At 61.5% G+C, this 15,818-nt stretch carries 16 protein-coding genes; 14 read left to right on the forward strand and 2 right to left on the reverse strand.

Features of this window, described 5'->3' with window-relative positions:
- Nucleotides 1–12: 12 nt before the first annotated feature.
- On the reverse strand, nt 13–606 hold the full coding sequence (locus tag QN224_RS21905) for a YceI family protein (RefSeq protein WP_283978355.1): 594 nt from the start codon (nt 604–606) through the stop codon (nt 13–15).
- A 3-nt stretch (nt 607–609) separates the two neighbouring features.
- On the reverse strand, nt 610–1,236 hold the full coding sequence (locus QN224_RS21910) for a cytochrome b (RefSeq protein ID WP_283978356.1): 627 nt from the start codon (nt 1,234–1,236) through the stop codon (nt 610–612).
- Nucleotides 1,237–1,512: 276 nt separating this feature from the next.
- On the opposite strand from QN224_RS21910, the gene tpiA reads away from it, so the two are divergent.
- The 14 genes from tpiA to QN224_RS21980 all read left to right on the forward strand — a co-directional run bounded on the left by tpiA (nt 1,513) and on the right by QN224_RS21980 (nt 15,717).
- The gene (tpiA, locus tag QN224_RS21915; RefSeq protein WP_173512675.1) at nt 1,513–2,283 is read left to right on the forward strand and encodes a triose-phosphate isomerase; all 771 of its coding nucleotides are present in this window, start codon (nt 1,513–1,515) and stop codon (nt 2,281–2,283) included.
- Nucleotides 2,284–2,414: 131 nt separating this feature from the next.
- Nucleotides 2,415–2,888, forward strand: a complete 474-nt coding sequence (secG, locus tag QN224_RS21920) for a preprotein translocase subunit SecG (RefSeq protein WP_283978357.1) — start codon at nt 2,415–2,417, stop codon at nt 2,886–2,888.
- Nucleotides 2,889–3,025: 137 nt separating this feature from the next.
- Nucleotides 3,026–4,663, forward strand: coding sequence for a CTP synthase (locus QN224_RS21925; RefSeq protein WP_283978527.1), 1,638 nt, complete (start codon nt 3,026–3,028; stop codon nt 4,661–4,663).
- A gap of 185 nt (nt 4,664–4,848) precedes the next feature.
- A complete protein-coding gene (locus QN224_RS21930; RefSeq protein ID WP_283978358.1) occupies nt 4,849–5,739 on the forward strand; it encodes a VOC family protein in 891 nt (296 codons plus the stop codon).
- Nucleotides 5,739–6,581: a 3-deoxy-8-phosphooctulonate synthase gene (kdsA, locus tag QN224_RS21935; RefSeq protein WP_283978359.1), complete on the forward strand. Its 843-nt coding sequence runs from the start codon at nt 5,739–5,741 to the stop codon at nt 6,579–6,581. The genes QN224_RS21930 and kdsA overlap by 1 nt, the downstream gene beginning before the upstream one ends.
- A 135-nt stretch (nt 6,582–6,716) precedes the next feature.
- Nucleotides 6,717–7,991 (forward strand): phosphopyruvate hydratase, encoded by a 1,275-nt coding sequence (gene eno, locus QN224_RS21940; protein WP_283978360.1) that lies wholly within the window; start codon nt 6,717–6,719, stop codon nt 7,989–7,991.
- Between the two features lie 281 nt (nt 7,992–8,272).
- A complete protein-coding gene (locus QN224_RS21945) occupies nt 8,273–8,593 on the forward strand; it encodes a septum formation initiator family protein (RefSeq protein ID WP_269284246.1) in 321 nt (106 codons plus the stop codon).
- A 137-nt stretch (nt 8,594–8,730) separates the two neighbouring features.
- Nucleotides 8,731–9,777, forward strand: coding sequence for a pyruvate dehydrogenase (acetyl-transferring) E1 component subunit alpha (pdhA, locus tag QN224_RS21950; protein ID WP_173512681.1), 1,047 nt, complete (start codon nt 8,731–8,733; stop codon nt 9,775–9,777).
- A gap of 17 nt (nt 9,778–9,794) precedes the next feature.
- On the forward strand, nt 9,795–11,168 hold the full coding sequence (locus QN224_RS21955) for a pyruvate dehydrogenase complex E1 component subunit beta (RefSeq protein WP_283978361.1): 1,374 nt from the start codon (nt 9,795–9,797) through the stop codon (nt 11,166–11,168).
- Nucleotides 11,169–11,183: 15 nt separating this feature from the next.
- The gene (locus QN224_RS21960) at nt 11,184–12,539 is read left to right on the forward strand and encodes a pyruvate dehydrogenase complex dihydrolipoamide acetyltransferase (RefSeq protein WP_283978362.1); all 1,356 of its coding nucleotides are present in this window, start codon (nt 11,184–11,186) and stop codon (nt 12,537–12,539) included.
- 159 nt (nt 12,540–12,698) lie between these two features.
- Complete coding sequence (locus QN224_RS21965; protein WP_283978363.1) at nt 12,699–13,340, forward strand: SGNH/GDSL hydrolase family protein; 642 nt, start codon at nt 12,699–12,701, stop codon at nt 13,338–13,340.
- A 2-nt stretch (nt 13,341–13,342) separates the two neighbouring features.
- Entirely contained in the window at nt 13,343–13,924 is a 582-nt protein-coding gene (locus QN224_RS21970; protein WP_283978364.1) for a GNAT family N-acetyltransferase, read from the forward strand.
- A gap of 17 nt (nt 13,925–13,941) precedes the next feature.
- On the forward strand, nt 13,942–15,387 hold the full coding sequence (gene lpdA / locus QN224_RS21975) for a dihydrolipoyl dehydrogenase (protein ID WP_283978365.1): 1,446 nt from the start codon (nt 13,942–13,944) through the stop codon (nt 15,385–15,387).
- 78 nt (nt 15,388–15,465) lie between these two features.
- Entirely contained in the window at nt 15,466–15,717 is a 252-nt protein-coding gene (locus QN224_RS21980; protein WP_173512687.1) for a GlsB/YeaQ/YmgE family stress response membrane protein, read from the forward strand.
- Nucleotides 15,718–15,818 lie beyond the last annotated feature (101 nt).

The raw sequence follows: 15,818 nt of genomic DNA on the forward strand, positions 1-15,818 counted from the left end.
GCAGGGCGGCCTTCATCTCCTTTGCCCGATTATTCTCATGTCGAACTCGACCACATTGGAATAGATCGGCGTGCCGACGTCCATCCCATAGGGTGAACGGCGGATGCTGCCACGGATGGTGAAGGAGATCGAGCGCCTGTTCCAATCGATGAGCGTAACCGCAAAGCGCTCCTTGCGTGTCTTGCCGCGTGCCGTCAGCGCACCTTCGACCGTTGCAGTGGCAGGCCCCGTTTGCCTGACGCGGGTCGAACGGAAGGTCACGGTTTGAAAGGTTGCCGCATCGAAAACAGCACTGGAACGCAGGAAATCCTCCACCCGCCGCTCGCTCGCCCTCACGCTTTCCGGGTAAAGCGTGAACTCGACGGAGGAGCGCTCGATATTGCCGCCATCGATACGGAAGCCGCCGGAGAACTTGGCGAATCTGCCGGCAATGCCGCCACCTCCGCCGACCTGCCCAACGCTGAACCGGATGCTCGAGGAACTGGCGATACGGTAGCTTCCGGCGGCGTCCGCAAGTGCCGGTGCCTGGGCGTTTGCCACTGATGTTGAGAATATGAAAGCGATGTACACCGTCGCTTTTACCGCCGAATTGATCGTAACCGTCATCGATCATTTCCTCCCGACAGCCGCGTCGTCACGTTTTCGCGCACTGGTGCCGCCCGAGCCCGCGCCAACTGGGCGAACTCCCGGGCGGAGCATTCGTGTAAGCACCTCGTCACCTCGCTTGAAATGGTGATAGAACGCCGCCGCAGCGTGGATCGCGATCAGGGCCATTGCCACATAGGCAAGCAGCGCATGGGCGAAGGTCCAAAAATTTTCCGACGTCTCCGATCTCGCCAGCGGCAGATGCGGAATGACGATCATGTTGAAAAAGAAGCTCGGAATGTTCAGCGTCGACGCAGAGGCGACCGCCCAACCGGTAAACGGCACGACGATCCCAAGAACGATCAGAATGTCATGTGTCAGGCGAGCGGCCTTGCGTTCGAGCGGACTGACGCTCGCGGGCGGTGATGGGGTTCGTTCGACGAGCCACCAGATCGCTCGGATGAGGGCAAGCCCGAGCGCGGCGAAGCCGAACGATTTGTGCCATTGATAGAGCGCGAACTGTAACGCCGGATCGACCCCGGTGCGTCGCATGATGAAGCCGAGCAGGAGCAACCCGAGGATCAGCAATCCAATCGTCCAATGCAGCACGATTGTCACCAATCCGAATCGGGTCTCGCTGTTGCGCAACATCGCTACCTCCGGGCATCCAGGTCGCAATTCTTTCTGCCGGCCGGTGCACCGCATGAGACGCACGACGCCCCGTTTTTATTCGTTGGCGATGCCGCAAAATTGGTTCGCGACAGTGCGGCAAAGGCGCGCCGAACACTTCAGGGCAGCAGAGAATATGTCTCCGGCCGGGTGCGGGATCGTCGGCAGTGCCGGATTATTCCGGACGAAGCGCTTTTTTTTGCCCCGGCGATTTGCTAGGCCGCTAGCCGGAAAAGAGACCCGACCCGGAGGAATTTCATGACGCCCGATATCCGCCCGCTCGTTGCCGGAAACTGGAAGATGAATGGAACACGTGCCTCGCTCGACCAGATCAAGGCGATGGCTGAGGGCGTCAAGGGCGGTCTGTCCGAAAAGGTGGAAACGCTGATCTGCCCGCCGGCAACATTGCTCTACGTGGCCACCGCCCTTTGCGACGACAGTCCACTGATGATCGGCGGGCAGGATTGCCACCAGAAACAGTCCGGCGCCCACACGGGAGACGTCTCGGCCGAGATGATCGCCGACTGCTTCGGCACCCATGTCATCGTCGGTCATTCCGAACGCCGCACCGACCACGCCGAGAGTGACGCGCTGGTGCGCGCCAAGACGGAAGCCGCTCATGCCGCCGGCCTCGTTGCCATCGTCTGCATCGGCGAGACCGGCGATGAGCGCAAGGGCGGCAAGACGCTCGATGTCCTGAAGCGCCAGCTCGTAGAAAGCCTGCCGGATGGCGCGACGGCGGAGAACACGGTGATTGCCTACGAGCCTGTCTGGGCGATCGGCACCGGCCTCACACCAACAGCATCGGACGTAGAGGAGGCGCATGCTTTCATGCGCAGCGAACTGGTCTCGCGCTTCGCGGCTGCAGGCGGCAAGATGCGCATTCTCTATGGCGGCTCCGTCAAGCCCGGGAATGCCAAGGAACTGATGGGCGTCGCAAACGTGGACGGTGCCCTGATCGGCGGCGCAAGCTTGAAAGCGGAAGACTTCCTCGCCATCTACGGGGCATATAAAGAATTGACAGCCTGATTGTTCCTCCGCGCGGGCGGGGGGTTGGAATAGCCGGCGGCTTGGTATAAAGAGGCGCCACTTGCGCCCGGCCACGCCGTGTTTCGCGCCGGGTTTGATTCGTGTGCCCAAGAGGGCAGGACTGGAAGCTGATGCAGACCGTACTACTCGTCATCTATCTCATGGTCGTCGTCGCCCTGATTGGCGTCGTCCTCATTCAGCGTTCCGAAGGTGGCGGTCTCGGCATCGGCGGTGGCTCGGGCTTCATGTCCGCCCGCGGTACGGCCAACGCGCTGACCCGCACGACAGCCGTTCTCGCTTTCCTCTTCTTCGGTCTGGCGCTCGCGATGGGCATTCTCTCCCGTTACGAGCCGCAGGCGACCGACATTCTCGACCGCATCCCGGGCACGAGCTCGAGCGGCGGTGGCGTGCTTGACTCGCTCGGCGGCGGTGAGACTCCTCCGGCTGGCGGAAACGCCCAGCAGCCGCCTGCCGGCAACGGCACCAACAACGCTGCGCCGGCCGGCGGTGCGCCCGCCGCGGGTCAGGCACCCGCTGGTGCCGCACCCTCGACCGAAACGCCGGCCAACGGCAATACGGGATCGCAAGTTCCGAGCGGCCAATAAGGTCGCAAATCAGAAGAACCCACCGGCGGATGTTTCATCCGCCGGTTTTGTTTTGTGTGAAATCTGCCCCTTCGAAGACGGAAAAATTCCAATAAACGAATTTTTCGGTGGCGGAATCATTTGTGAAAAGGTATCCGGTGACTCCCATGGCGCGATATGTATTCATCACTGGCGGCGTGGTTTCCTCCCTCGGAAAAGGCATCGCTGCAGCCGCTCTCGGAGCGCTTCTGCAGGCGCGTGGCTATCGGGTGAGACTGCGCAAGCTTGACCCCTATCTCAATGTCGATCCGGGCACGATGAGCCCGACACAGCACGGTGAGGTGTTCGTCACCGACGACGGGGCGGAAACCGATCTCGATCTCGGCCACTACGAACGCTTCACGGGGCGCTCGGCGACGAAGACCGACAACATCACGACGGGTCGGATCTACAAGAACATCATCGACAAGGAGCGGCGCGGCGATTATCTCGGCGCGACGGTTCAGGTGATCCCGCACGTCACCAACGAAATCAAGAATTTCGTCATCGAGGGCAACGACGATTACGATTTCGTCATCTGCGAGATCGGCGGCACCGTCGGCGACATCGAAGCGATGCCCTTCATGGAGGCGATCCGCCAGCTCGGCAACGACCTGCCGCGCGGCACCGCTGTCTACGTTCACCTGACGCTGATGCCCTATATCCCCGCAGCCGGCGAGTTGAAGACCAAGCCGACGCAGCATTCGGTCAAGGAACTGCAGGCGCTCGGTATCCATCCCGATATCCTGCTCGTTCGCGCCGATCGCGAGATCCCGGAAGCGGAGCGCCGCAAGCTGTCGCTCTTCTGCAATGTCCGCCAGTCCGCCGTCATCCAGGCACTCGATGTCGCCTCGATCTATGACGTGCCGATCGCCTATCACAAGGAGGGCCTCGACAACGAGGTCCTCGCCGCCTTCGGTATCGAGCCGGCGCCAAAGCCACGCATGGAAGCCTGGGAAGACGTTGCTCATCGTATCCGCACACCGGAAGGTGAAGTCACGATTGCCATCGTCGGCAAGTATACTGGCCTCAAGGACGCCTATAAGTCGCTGATCGAAGCGCTCTACCACGGCGGCATCGCCAACCGCGTCAAGGTCAAGCTCGAATGGATCGAATCGGAAATCTTCGAGAAGGAGGATCCGGCGCCCTGGCTTGAGAAGGTCCACGGCATTCTCGTTCCCGGCGGTTTCGGCGAGCGCGGTTCCGAAGGCAAGATCAATGCTGCCCGCTTTGCGCGGGAACGGAAGGTTCCCTATTTCGGCATCTGCTTCGGCATGCAGATGGCCGTCGTCGAGGCTGCCCGCAACCTCGCTGGCATCGAGAAGGCCTCTTCGACCGAATTCGGCCCGACCAAGGAGCCTGTGGTCGGGTTGATGACCGAGTGGGTGAAGGGCAACGAACTTGAAAAGCGCTCCGCCTCCGGCGATCTTGGCGGCACCATGCGCCTTGGCGCCTATCGCGCGGCCCTCAAGCAGAACACCAAGATTGCCGACATCTACGGCTCGACCGACATTTCCGAGCGCCATCGTCACCGCTACGAGGTCAACAACGATTATAAGGAGCGGCTGGAATCCTGTGGCCTGGTCTTCTCCGGCATGTCGCCGGACGGCGTTTTGCCTGAAACGGTCGAGTACCAGGACCATCCCTGGTTCATCGGCGTTCAGTACCACCCGGAACTGAAGTCTCGGCCGCTCGATCCGCACCCGCTTTTCGCGAGTTTCATCGAGGCGGCGCTGGAGCAATCGCGCCTCGTCTAACGGGGCCTTCTCACATTGTAGCTTCTTTCGCGGCCGGCCCTCACGGACCGGCCGCTTCCTTTTCGGGCGGCACGGTGCTTCGCCGCCAAATCCTCCATCGTCCAGCGTCTGCCCGATCGGGGCATGCTTGCAATCGGCCGGCAAAAGTTGCAAACAGCGACGAACCGGCCATCAGGGAACACGCCATGAGCTTATCCAAGCGCACCACCCGCCCGCTCGATCATCTCGTGCTGCCGGTGGCCGAGCTTGCGCAGGCGAGACGGCGCTTGAGCGATCTCGGCTTTGTGGTTGCCGACGATGCGCGCCATCCCTTCGGCACGGAGAATGCGTGCGTTTTCTTCGCCGATAACACCTATCTGGAACCGCTTGCCATCGCCTCGCGCGAGGAGTGCGAGGCCGCGGCGCTCGCCGGCAATGTCTTTGTCGCCCGTGACCAGGCATTCCGCTTCCGTCAAGGCCCGGAAGGCATGTCGGCGATCGTTGTCGCAACCTCCGATGCCGCGACCGATCACATGCGTTTCCGCGCGAGTGGCGTCTCTGGCGGCGACATGCTGGAATTCTCGCGGCCGATGCGGTTGCCGGACGGCCGTGAAGGCCTCGGCTCCTTCCGGCTGGCATTTGCGGCGGATCTGCGTTCCCCGGATTTCTTCCTCTTCAGTTGTCAGCGCATTCGCGCGCTGCCGGTCGAGCAGACCGCCCTTCATCGTCATGAGAACGGTGTGCTCGGCATTGCCGAGGTTGTGTTGTCGGAGCCAAATCCCACCGACTTCCAGTATCTGCTGCAGGAAGGCGTCGATGACCGCGAGGTTTCGGCCCACTCCTTCGGCATGGACATTCAAACGGGCAACGCCAAGCTTTCGGTGCTCAACGCTGCCGGAATGGAGGCCTTTTTCGGCCGTTCGGTCCGCAGTGCCGAGCGCGGCCTGCGAGGGCGCGCCGTCGTGTTCCGTGTCGCTGACCTCGAAGCGACGCGCGCGCTCTTTGCCAAGAACGATATCGAATTTGCAGAAATGGGCGGACGCCTCATTGTTCCGGAAGCGCCGGGGCAAGGGGTGATTTTCGCATTTGGAGTGTGATGATGGAAACGAATGCCAGGGTTGTCGTCGGCGAGGGTGCCGGCCAGGTGGTCTTTTCGCAGAAGGAGCGGCTGGCGCTGATCGCTGGCCCCTGCCAGATGGAGAGCCGCGATCATGCCTTCATGATGGCCGGAAAGCTCGTCGAGCTTTGCAAGTCGCTGGGGCTCGGCCTCGTCTACAAGTCTTCCTTCGACAAGGCGAACCGCACCTCGCTCTCCGGCAAGCGCGGCATCGGCCTCGACAATGCGCTCGATATTTTCGCGGACCTCAAGAAGGAGTTCGGCTTTCCGGTGCTGACCGACATTCACACCGAAGAGCAATGCGCGATCGTCGCGGAGACGGTCGAGATCTTGCAGATCCCGGCCTTTCTGTCGCGCCAGACCGACCTGCTCGTCGCGGCCGCCAAGACCGGGCGCGCGATCAACGTGAAGAAGGGCCAGTTCCTCGCGCCCTGGGATATGAAGAACGTGCTCGCCAAGTTCACGATGAGCGGCAATCCGAATGTTCTTCTGTGTGAGCGTGGCGCCTCCTTCGGTTACAACACGCTGGTTTCCGACATGCGTTCGCTGCCGATCATGGCCGCGCTGGGTGCGCCGGTGATCTTTGACGCCACGCATTCCGTGCAGCAGCCGGGCGGACAGGGCGGCTCCACCGGCGGCCAGCGCGAGTTCGTTGAAACCTTGGCGCGCGCCGCTGTTGCTGTCGGCGTCGCCGGCCTCTTCATCGAGACGCACGAAGATCCAGACAACGCGCCTTCGGATGGCCCCAATATGGTGCACCTGAAGGACATGCCGCGGCTTCTTGAAAAGCTGCTTGCCTTCGACGCGATTGCCAAGGCCTGAGCTGCGCCGGCCTTCGTGAAATTTTCATGAACCGCAATGGCGCTTCGGCATTTGCATCCTTCGCGCCATTGTAATTTCGAGGCCATGAATTAAGACAGGCCCGACCACACCGTCGTCCTAACCAGGGAAGAGATCATGACTGCAATCATCGATATCATCGGCCGCGAAATTCTGGACAGCCGCGGCAACCCGACCGTCGAGGTCGACGTTCATCTCGAAGACGGTAGTTTCGGCCGGGCCGCTGTTCCCTCGGGCGCCTCGACCGGTGCCCACGAAGCGGTCGAACTGCGCGACGGCGGTACTCGCTATCTCGGCAAGGGCGTCGAGCGCGCCGTCGACGCGGTCAACGGAGAGATCTTCGAAGCGATCGGGGGCCTCGACGCCGAAAACCAGATCCAGATCGACAAGACCATGATCGAGCTCGACGGCACGGCGAACAAGTCGCGCCTCGGCGCCAATGCCATTCTCGGCGTTTCGTTGGCGGTTGCAAAGGCCGCAGCGGAAGCGGCCGGCCTGCCGCTCTACCGCTATGTCGGCGGTCCGAACGCGCATCTCCTGCCGGTTCCGATGATGAACATCATCAATGGCGGTGCGCATGCTGACAACCCGATCGATTTCCAGGAATTCATGATCATGCCGGTCGGCGCGGAAACGCTGAAGGACGCCGTGCGCATGGGTTCGGAAGTCTTCCACACGCTGAAGAAGCAGCTGGCTGCCGACGGCCACAACACCAATGTCGGCGACGAAGGTGGCTTCGCTCCGGGCCTGGCTTCCGCCCCCGCGGCGCTCGATTTTATCATGAAGTCGATCGAGAAGGCTGGCTACAAGCCGGGCGAGGACATGTATGTCGCGCTCGATTGCGCTTCGACGGAATTCTTCAAGGACGGCAAGTACGTGCTCGAAGGTGAGGGCCGCACGCTGGAGCCCGTCGCCATGGCGGAATACCTCGCCGAACTCGCTGCCAAGTACCCGATCATCTCGATCGAGGATGGTATGGCCGAGGACGACTGGGATGGCTGGAAGGCGCTGACGGACAAGATCGGCTCCAAGGTCCAGCTCGTCGGCGACGATCTCTTCGTCACGAACTCGGCTCGACTGCGCGACGGCATCAAGATGGGGGTTGCCAACTCGATCCTCGTCAAGGTCAACCAGATCGGCTCGCTCTCGGAAACGCTCGATGCGGTCGAGACGGCCCACAAGGCCCGCTACACCGCCGTTATGTCGCACCGTTCCGGCGAAACCGAGGACGCGACGATCGCCGATCTCGCGGTCGCCACCAATTGCGGGCAGATCAAGACCGGCTCGCTCGCGCGCTCCGACCGGCTTGCGAAGTACAACCAACTGATCCGCATCGAAGAGCAGCTTGGTCTGCAGGCCAAATACGCCGGCCGCTCGATCCTGCGCGGTTAAATAAGTCCGGCCCCGACGCCGTCCCTCATCCGCCTGCCGGCACCTTCTCCCCGCAGGCAGGAGAAGGGACAAGCGGATAGCTCGGCGGCCGAAGTTCCCTCTTCCTGCATTCGCGGCGAGGGCAGGGTGAGGGCGAATCCCGCGCCAAACTTCGCGATCTGTTAATTTCGACCCGTCTGCCTCACGGCAGGCGGGTTTCATTTTTCCTGCCATTCATGGTCAACGGTCGGTTAATCAATCGACGTTAGTATCGTCTTGTATTGCGTATCAGGGCATGGATCATGTGGACACGACATCACAAGAAACGGAGATTGGGGCGGCTGGTGGTGCCGCTCATGGCGGTCGCGTTTCTTTCCTATTTCGGCTATCATTCGATCCACGGAGGATACGGCCTGAGAGCGACAGAGGAGTTCGACCGACAGATCGCCGTGCGGCAAGCCCGATTGGATGAGCTGACCCATCAGCGAAAAATCCTCGAAAAGGAGGTCGAGCTGATGAGCGACGGTTCGCTGGAACGAGATATGCTGGATGAGAAGGCTCGCCTCGCGCTCAACATGTCGCGGAGCGATGAGATCGTTATTTTTCATCGCAACCAGAATTAACCTAAATTGAGTTAATCGAAAATTCCGAATAAAAATCAAATAGTTGCGCAGAATAATAGCCATGCAAATATGGCATTGCTGTGTCGCTCTTCTTTCCCTATGGTAGCCGGCAAAGGCTAACCATTTGGGAGGAATGAATGGCTCCGCGAAAAACCGCGTCCGTCTCCAGCCGCAAGACCGCTGCCAAGTCCGCAAAAAAGGATTTCGCCGGCGGCACCATCGCCGAATTCTCCAAGGAAGATGATCTCAAAGCCTACCGCGAAATGCTGCTGATCCGGCGTTTCGAGGAAAAGGCCGGCCAGCTTTACGGTATGGGCTTCATCGGCGGCTTCTGTCACCTCTATATCGGTCAGGAAGCCGTCGTGGTCGGCATGCAGTTGGCGCTCAAGGAAGGTGATCAGGTCATCACCGGTTACCGTGATCACGGCCATATGCTTGCTTGCGGCATGAGCGCACGCGGCGTGATGGCCGAACTGACCGGCCGTCGCGGCGGCCTTTCCAAGGGGAAGGGCGGCTCGATGCACATGTTCTCCAAGGAAAAGCATTTCTATGGCGGCCACGGCATCGTTGGCGCGCAGGTCTCGCTCGGCACCGGTCTTGCCTTCGCTAACAAGTACCGCGGCAACGACAATGTCAGCCTCGCCTATTTCGGCGATGGTGCCGCCAACCAGGGGCAGGTCTATGAGAGCTTCAACATGGCTGCTCTCTGGAAGCTGCCGGTGATCTACATCGTCGAGAACAACCGCTACGCCATGGGTACATCCGTGTCCCGCGCATCGGCGCAAACTGACTTCTCGCAGCGCGGCGCGTCCTTCGGCATTCCCGGTTATCAGGTCGACGGCATGGATGTTCGCGCGGTCAAGGCGGCAGCCGATGAAGCCGTTCAATATTGCCGTTCCGGCAAGGGGCCGATCATCCTCGAGATGCTGACCTATCGTTATCGCGGCCACTCCATGTCCGACCCGGCGAAGTACCGGTCGAAGGACGAAGTGCAGAAGATGCGCTCCGAGCATGACCCGATCGAGCAGGTAAAGGCCCGGCTTACCGAAAAGGGCTGGGCGAGCGAGGACGAGCTGAAGCAGATCGACAAGGATGTTCGCGACATCGTTGCGGACAGCGCCGATTTTGCTCAGTCTGATCCGGAGCCGGATGTATCCGAGCTCTACACCGACATCCTGCTTTGATCCGGGGAGGGACAATCATGCCAGTAGAAATTCTCATGCCCGCCCTTTCCCCGACGATGGAGGAAGGCACGCTCTCCAAATGGCTGAAGAACGAGGGCGACAAGGTGTCGTCAGGCGACGTCATTGCCGAGATCGAAACCGATAAGGCGACGATGGAAGTGGAAGCCGTCGATGAAGGCACGATCGGCAAACTCCTGATCGCAGCCGGCACCGAAGGCGTGAAGGTCAATACGCCGATCGCCGTGCTGCTGCAGGACGGTGAGGCTGCCGGCGATATTGCGACGGCGAAGGCGGAGGCACCGAAGCCTGCTGCGAATGAAGCGCCTGCCGCCGCGCCGGCCCCGGCGCCGGTTGCGGCACAGCCGAAGGCGGAAGTTCCTGCCGATCCCGCGATCCCCGCCGGCACGGAAATGGTTTCGATAACGGTGCGCGAGGCGCTTCGTGATGCGATGGCCGAAGAAATGCGCGCCAGCGACGACGTTTTCGTCATGGGTGAGGAAGTCGCCGAATACCAGGGCGCCTACAAGATCACCCAGGGCCTGCTGCAGGAATTCGGCCCGCGTCGCGTGGTCGATACCCCGATCACCGAGCATGGTTTTGCCGGCGTCGGCGTCGGCGCGGCAATGACCGGTCTGCGGCCGATCGTCGAGTTCATGACCTTCAACTTCGCCATGCAGGCGATCGACCAAATCATCAACTCGGCCGCCAAGACGCTTTATATGTCGGGCGGCCAGATGGGCGCGCCGATCGTTTTCCGTGGTCCGAGCGGTGCGGCCGCCCGCGTCGCTGCGCAGCACTCGCAGTGCTATGCCGCCTGGTACAGCCACATTCCAGGTCTCAAGGTCGTCATGCCGTATACGGCCGCTGATGCGAAGGGCCTCTTGAAGGCTGCGATCCGCGACCCGAACCCGGTGATCTTCCTCGAGAACGAAATCCTTTACGGTCATTCCTTCGAGGTGCCGAAGCTCGATGATTTCGTTCTGCCGATCGGCAAGGCTCGCATCCATCGCGTCGGCAAGGATGCAACCATCGTTTCCTTCGGCATCGGCATGACCTATGCCGTCAAGGCTGCAGCCGAGCTCGAAGCGCAGGGCATTGACGTCGAGATCATCGATCTTCGCACGATCCGCCCGATGGATCTTCCGACAGTGATCGAGTCGGTGAAGAAGACCGGCCGGCTGGTCACCGTCGAGGAAGGCTACCCGCAGTCCTCCGTCGGTACCGAAATCGCCACCCGCGTCATGCAGCAGGCCTTCGATTACCTTGATGCGCCGATCCTGACGATCGCCGGCAAGGATGTGCCGATGCCCTATGCCGCAAACCTCGAAAAGCTGGCGCTGCCGAGCGTTGCCGAGGTCGTCGATGCCGTGAAAGCCGTTTGCTACAAATAAGGGGAGGGCGCTTCGATGCCAATCAACATCACGATGCCTGCCCTCTCTCCGACCATGGAAGAAGGCAATCTGGCCAAGTGGCTGGTCAAGGAAGGCGACAAGGTGAGGTCCGGCGATGTCATCGCCGAGATCGAGACCGACAAGGCGACCATGGAAGTGGAAGCCGTCGATGAAGGTACCGTTGCCAAGATCGTCGTTCCGGCCGGGACCGAAGGCGTCAAGGTCAATGCGCTGATCGCCGTTCTAGCCGCCGATGGCGAGGACGTGGCAACGGCTGCGAAGGGTGGCAACGGCGCGGCAGCGCCGGCACCAGCCGCCAAAGCCGAACAACCGGCTCCGGCAGCGCCGACCGCTGCGCCGGCGCCCGCTGCGGCACCTGTTGCCCAGCCGACCGCAGCGCCATCGCCAGCACCCGCTGCGGGGGATGGCAAGCGTGTATTCTCTTCGCCGCTTGCGCGCCGTCTCGCCAAGGAAGCTGGCATCGATCTCTCCGCAATCGCCGGGTCCGGCCCGCATGGCCGTGTCGTCAAGAAGGACGTCGAGACGGCTGTTGCCGGCGGTGGCGCCAAGCCGGCAGCTGCACCTCAGGCCGCTGCCGCGGCTGCCCCCGCTCCGGCGGCCCTCGCCAAGGGCATGTCCGAGGACGCAGTGCTCAAGCTCTTCGAGCCGGGTTCCTACGAACTCGTCCCGCACGACGGCATGCGCAAGACGATCGCCAAGCGCCTCGTCGAATCGAAGCAGACGATCCCGCATTTTTATGTTTCGATCGATTGCGAGCTCGATGCTCTGCTTGCGCTTCGCGCGCAGCTCAATGCCGCAGCCCCGGAGAAGGACGGCAAGCCGGTCTACAAGCTCTCGGTCAACGACATGGTGATCAAGGCATTGGCGTTGGCGCTGCGCGATGTTCCGGATGCGAACGTATCCTGGACTGACACGAACATGGTCAAGCACAAGAACGCCGATGTTGGCGTTGCCGTATCCATTCCCGGCGGCCTGATCACGCCGATTATCCGCCAGGCGGAGCTGAAAAGCCTTTCGGCCATCTCCAACGAGATGAAGGATCTCGGCAAGCGCGCCAAGGAGCGCAAGCTGAAGCCGGAAGAGTATCAGGGCGGCACCACGGCCGTCTCCAACATGGGCATGATGGGCGTCAAGAACTTTGCCGCCGTCGTCAACCCGCCGCATGCGACCATCCTTGCGGTCGGTGCCGGCGAGGAACGCGTCGTCGTCAAGAACAAGGAAATGGTCATCGCCAACATGATGACCGTGACGCTTTCGACCGACCATCGCTGCGTCGATGGCGCGCTCGGCGCCGAGCTGCTCGCCGCCTTCAAGCGCTACATCGAAAACCCGATGGGCATGCTGGTCTGATGCGATCCGGACCGGCTTTTCTGGCCGGTCCATTCCCCTGCTGCAGGTTTCCTTAAATCTTAGCCGATTTAAGGACAAAAACGTGCAGCGATTCAAAGTGCTACAGCGTCCTTTGCGCGTCTGAGAAGACGTGCGGCGCTGTAAACGCGGGCACAAGCGATGAAGACAGTCCTTTGCTACGGTGACAGTCTGACGTGGGGCTATGACGCGAGCGGCCTTGGCCGGCATGCGTTGGAAGACCGCTGGCCGAGCGTGCTGCAAAAAGCCCTCGGTCCGGGTGTGCACGTCATAGCCGAAGGGCTGAACGGCCGCACGACAGCCTATGACGACCATCTCGCCGATTGCGACCGCAACGGAGCCCGCGTCCTGCCGACCATGCTCCACAGCCACGCCCCGCTCGATCTCATGATCTTCCTGCTTGGCACAAACGACATGAAGCCGGTGATCCACGGCACGGCCTTCGGCGCCGTGAAGGGGATCGCGCGCCTTGTCAATCTAGTCCGTCGGCACGACTGGCCGGTCGAAGCCGAGCAGGGGCCGGACATCCTCATCGTCTCGCCGCCGCCGCTTTGCGAAACCGCGAACAGCGCCTTTGCAGCAATGTATGCGGGCGCTATCGAGCAATCGGCAATGCTGGCGCCGCTCTACCGAGATCTCGCCGACGAGCTCGACTGCGGTTTTTTCGACGCCGGCTCGGTGGCAAAGACCACGCCGCTCGATGGCGTGCATCTCGACGCCGACAACACCCGCGCGATTGGCCGGGGATTGGAACCGGTCGTGCGGATGATGCTCGGGCTCTGACCATGGCGGCCGGCGCGACCCTCAGACCTGCGGAACGGAGAGAGGCAGCGGACCTGGCTGTCCTGATCGATATTGCCTCGCACGGATTTGCGGCCTGGCTCTGGTATGGCGGTGTGTTGCGTGGCGTCGCGGAAACGGCGTTCGAACACGGCCGCAACAAGCTACGCGAAGACGCGGGGCGGGGTACGTGGCGCGATGCGATCGTTGCCGAAGTCGAGGACGAGATTGCGGGTGTAGCGGTCTCCTACGCGATCGATTCCTCCGTCCGCGATATCGAAGCGAACCATCCGGTGCTCGCCCCATTGCTAGCCCTTCAGAGGCAGGTGGTGGGCCATTGGTTCATCGACAGCCTGGGGGTCTACAAGCATCATCGCGGCAAGGGGATCGGCCGCGCTTTGCTGGAACACGAAATTGCCCGCGCCAGGTCGGCGCCGGTGAGCCTGATCACCGAAAGCCACAATGAAACGGCTCAGGCACTCTATAAGGTCAACGGCTTCGAGGAGGTGGCGCGCGTTGAAGCCGTGCCGCTTTTCGAGGACAGCAAGAAACACGACTGGGTGCTGTTCACCCTGCAGGTCGCTTGAGACAAGGTAGGAAACATATGGCTGAGAATTACGACGTCATCGTTATCGGTTCGGGTCCGGGGGGCTATGTCACCGCCATTCGTTCGGCTCAGCTTGGCTTGAAGACGGCGATCGTCGAACGCGAGCACCTCGGCGGCATCTGCCTCAACTGGGGCTGCATTCCCACCAAGGCGTTGCTGCGTTCCGCCGAGATACTCGACCACGCCAATCACGCCAAGAAATACGGCTTGACGTTGGAAGGCAAGATGACCGCCAACGTCAAGGACGTCGTCGCCCGCTCGCGTGCTGTCTCCGCTCGGCTGAACGGTGGCGTTGGATTTCTCATGAAGAAGAACAAGGTCGACATCATCTGGGGCGAGGCCAAGCTGACGAAGTCCGGCGAGATCGTCGTTGGCGCGCCGTCTAAGCCCGCGGTCCAACCACAGAACCCTGTGCCGAAGGGCGTGAAGGGCGAGGGCACGTACACCGCCAAGCACATCATCATCGCGACCGGCGCCCGGCCACGCGCGCTCCCGGGCATCGAGCCTGATGGCAAGCTGATCTGGACCTATTTCGAGGCGATGAAGCCTGAGGAAATGCCAAAATCCATGCTCGTGATGGGCTCCGGCGCCATCGGCATCGAATTCGCAAGCTTCTACCTGTCGATGGGCGTGGACGTCACCGTCGTCGAGCTGTTGCCGCAGGTCATGCCGGTAGAGGATGCGGAGATTTCCGCTTTCGCCCGCAAGCAGCTCGAAAAGCGCGGCATGAAGATCTTCACCGACGCCAAAGTGACGAAGGTGGAAAAGGGCGCGAATGATGTCACCGCGCATGTCGAGACGAAGGACGGCAAGGCAACGCAGATCAAGGCCGACCGCCTGATCTCCGCCGTCGGCGTGCAAGGCAATATTGAGAATCTTGGGCTTGAGGCGCTTGGCGTCAAAACCGATCGCGGCTGCATCGTCACCGATGGTTATGGCAAGTCGAATGTAGCCGGCATCTACGCGATCGGCGACGTCGCCGGGCCGCCGATGCTGGCGCACAAGGCCGAGCACGAGGGCGTGATCTGCGTCGAGAAGATCGCCGGTGTCCCAGGCGTGCACGCGCTCGACAAGGGCAAGATCCCGGGCTGCACGTATTGCGACCCGCAGGTTGCCTCTGTCGGACTGACTGAAGCGAAGGCGAAGGAACTCGGCCGCGAGATCCGTGTCGGCCGCTTTAACTTCGCCGCCAACGGCAAGGCCATCGCGCTCGGCGAGGACCAGGGGCTGATCAAGACGATCTTCGATAAGAAAACCGGCGAACTCTTGGGTGCGCATATGGTCGGTGCCGAGGTAACCGAACTTATCCAGGGTTTCGTTGTTGCCATGAATCTCGAAACGACCGAGGAAGAACTGATGCACGCGGTCTTCCCGCATCCGACGCTGTCGGAAATGATGAAGGAAAGCGTGCTTGACGCCTACGGCCGGATGCTGAACGCCTGATGACGTGCCGCCGTTCGGAACTTTTGATCCGATCATGCATTGAAGCCGCTGGTGCTTTTTCACTGCGGGGAGGTCGCGATGAGCTTGAATGGCGTCGGTATTCTTGCTGCAATCATCATAGGCGGATTGGCCGGTTGGCTTGCGGAGAGATTCATGAACAGCGAGATGGGGCTGTTCATGAACATCGTCCTTGGCATTCTGGGCGCCATCGTACTGAACTTCATTCTGGCCGCCTTCGGTATGACCTACACCGGCTGGCTCGCCTATCTGGTCATCGGCTTTATCGGCGCCTGCCTGCTGATTGCCGCGGGGCGCGCCGTGAGAAGGTAGCGCCGCGCAAGCCATGCGTCTGCTGTCGGGCCGCATTGCAACTGCCGGCCTGACTTTTCCTGTCGGGCCGTTTATATAGATCGATAACGGGCAGGTCGGCG

It is taken from the genome of Sinorhizobium sp. 7-81 (assembly GCF_030124405.1).
Classification (GTDB): domain Bacteria; phylum Pseudomonadota; class Alphaproteobacteria; order Rhizobiales; family Rhizobiaceae; genus Sinorhizobium; species Sinorhizobium psoraleae.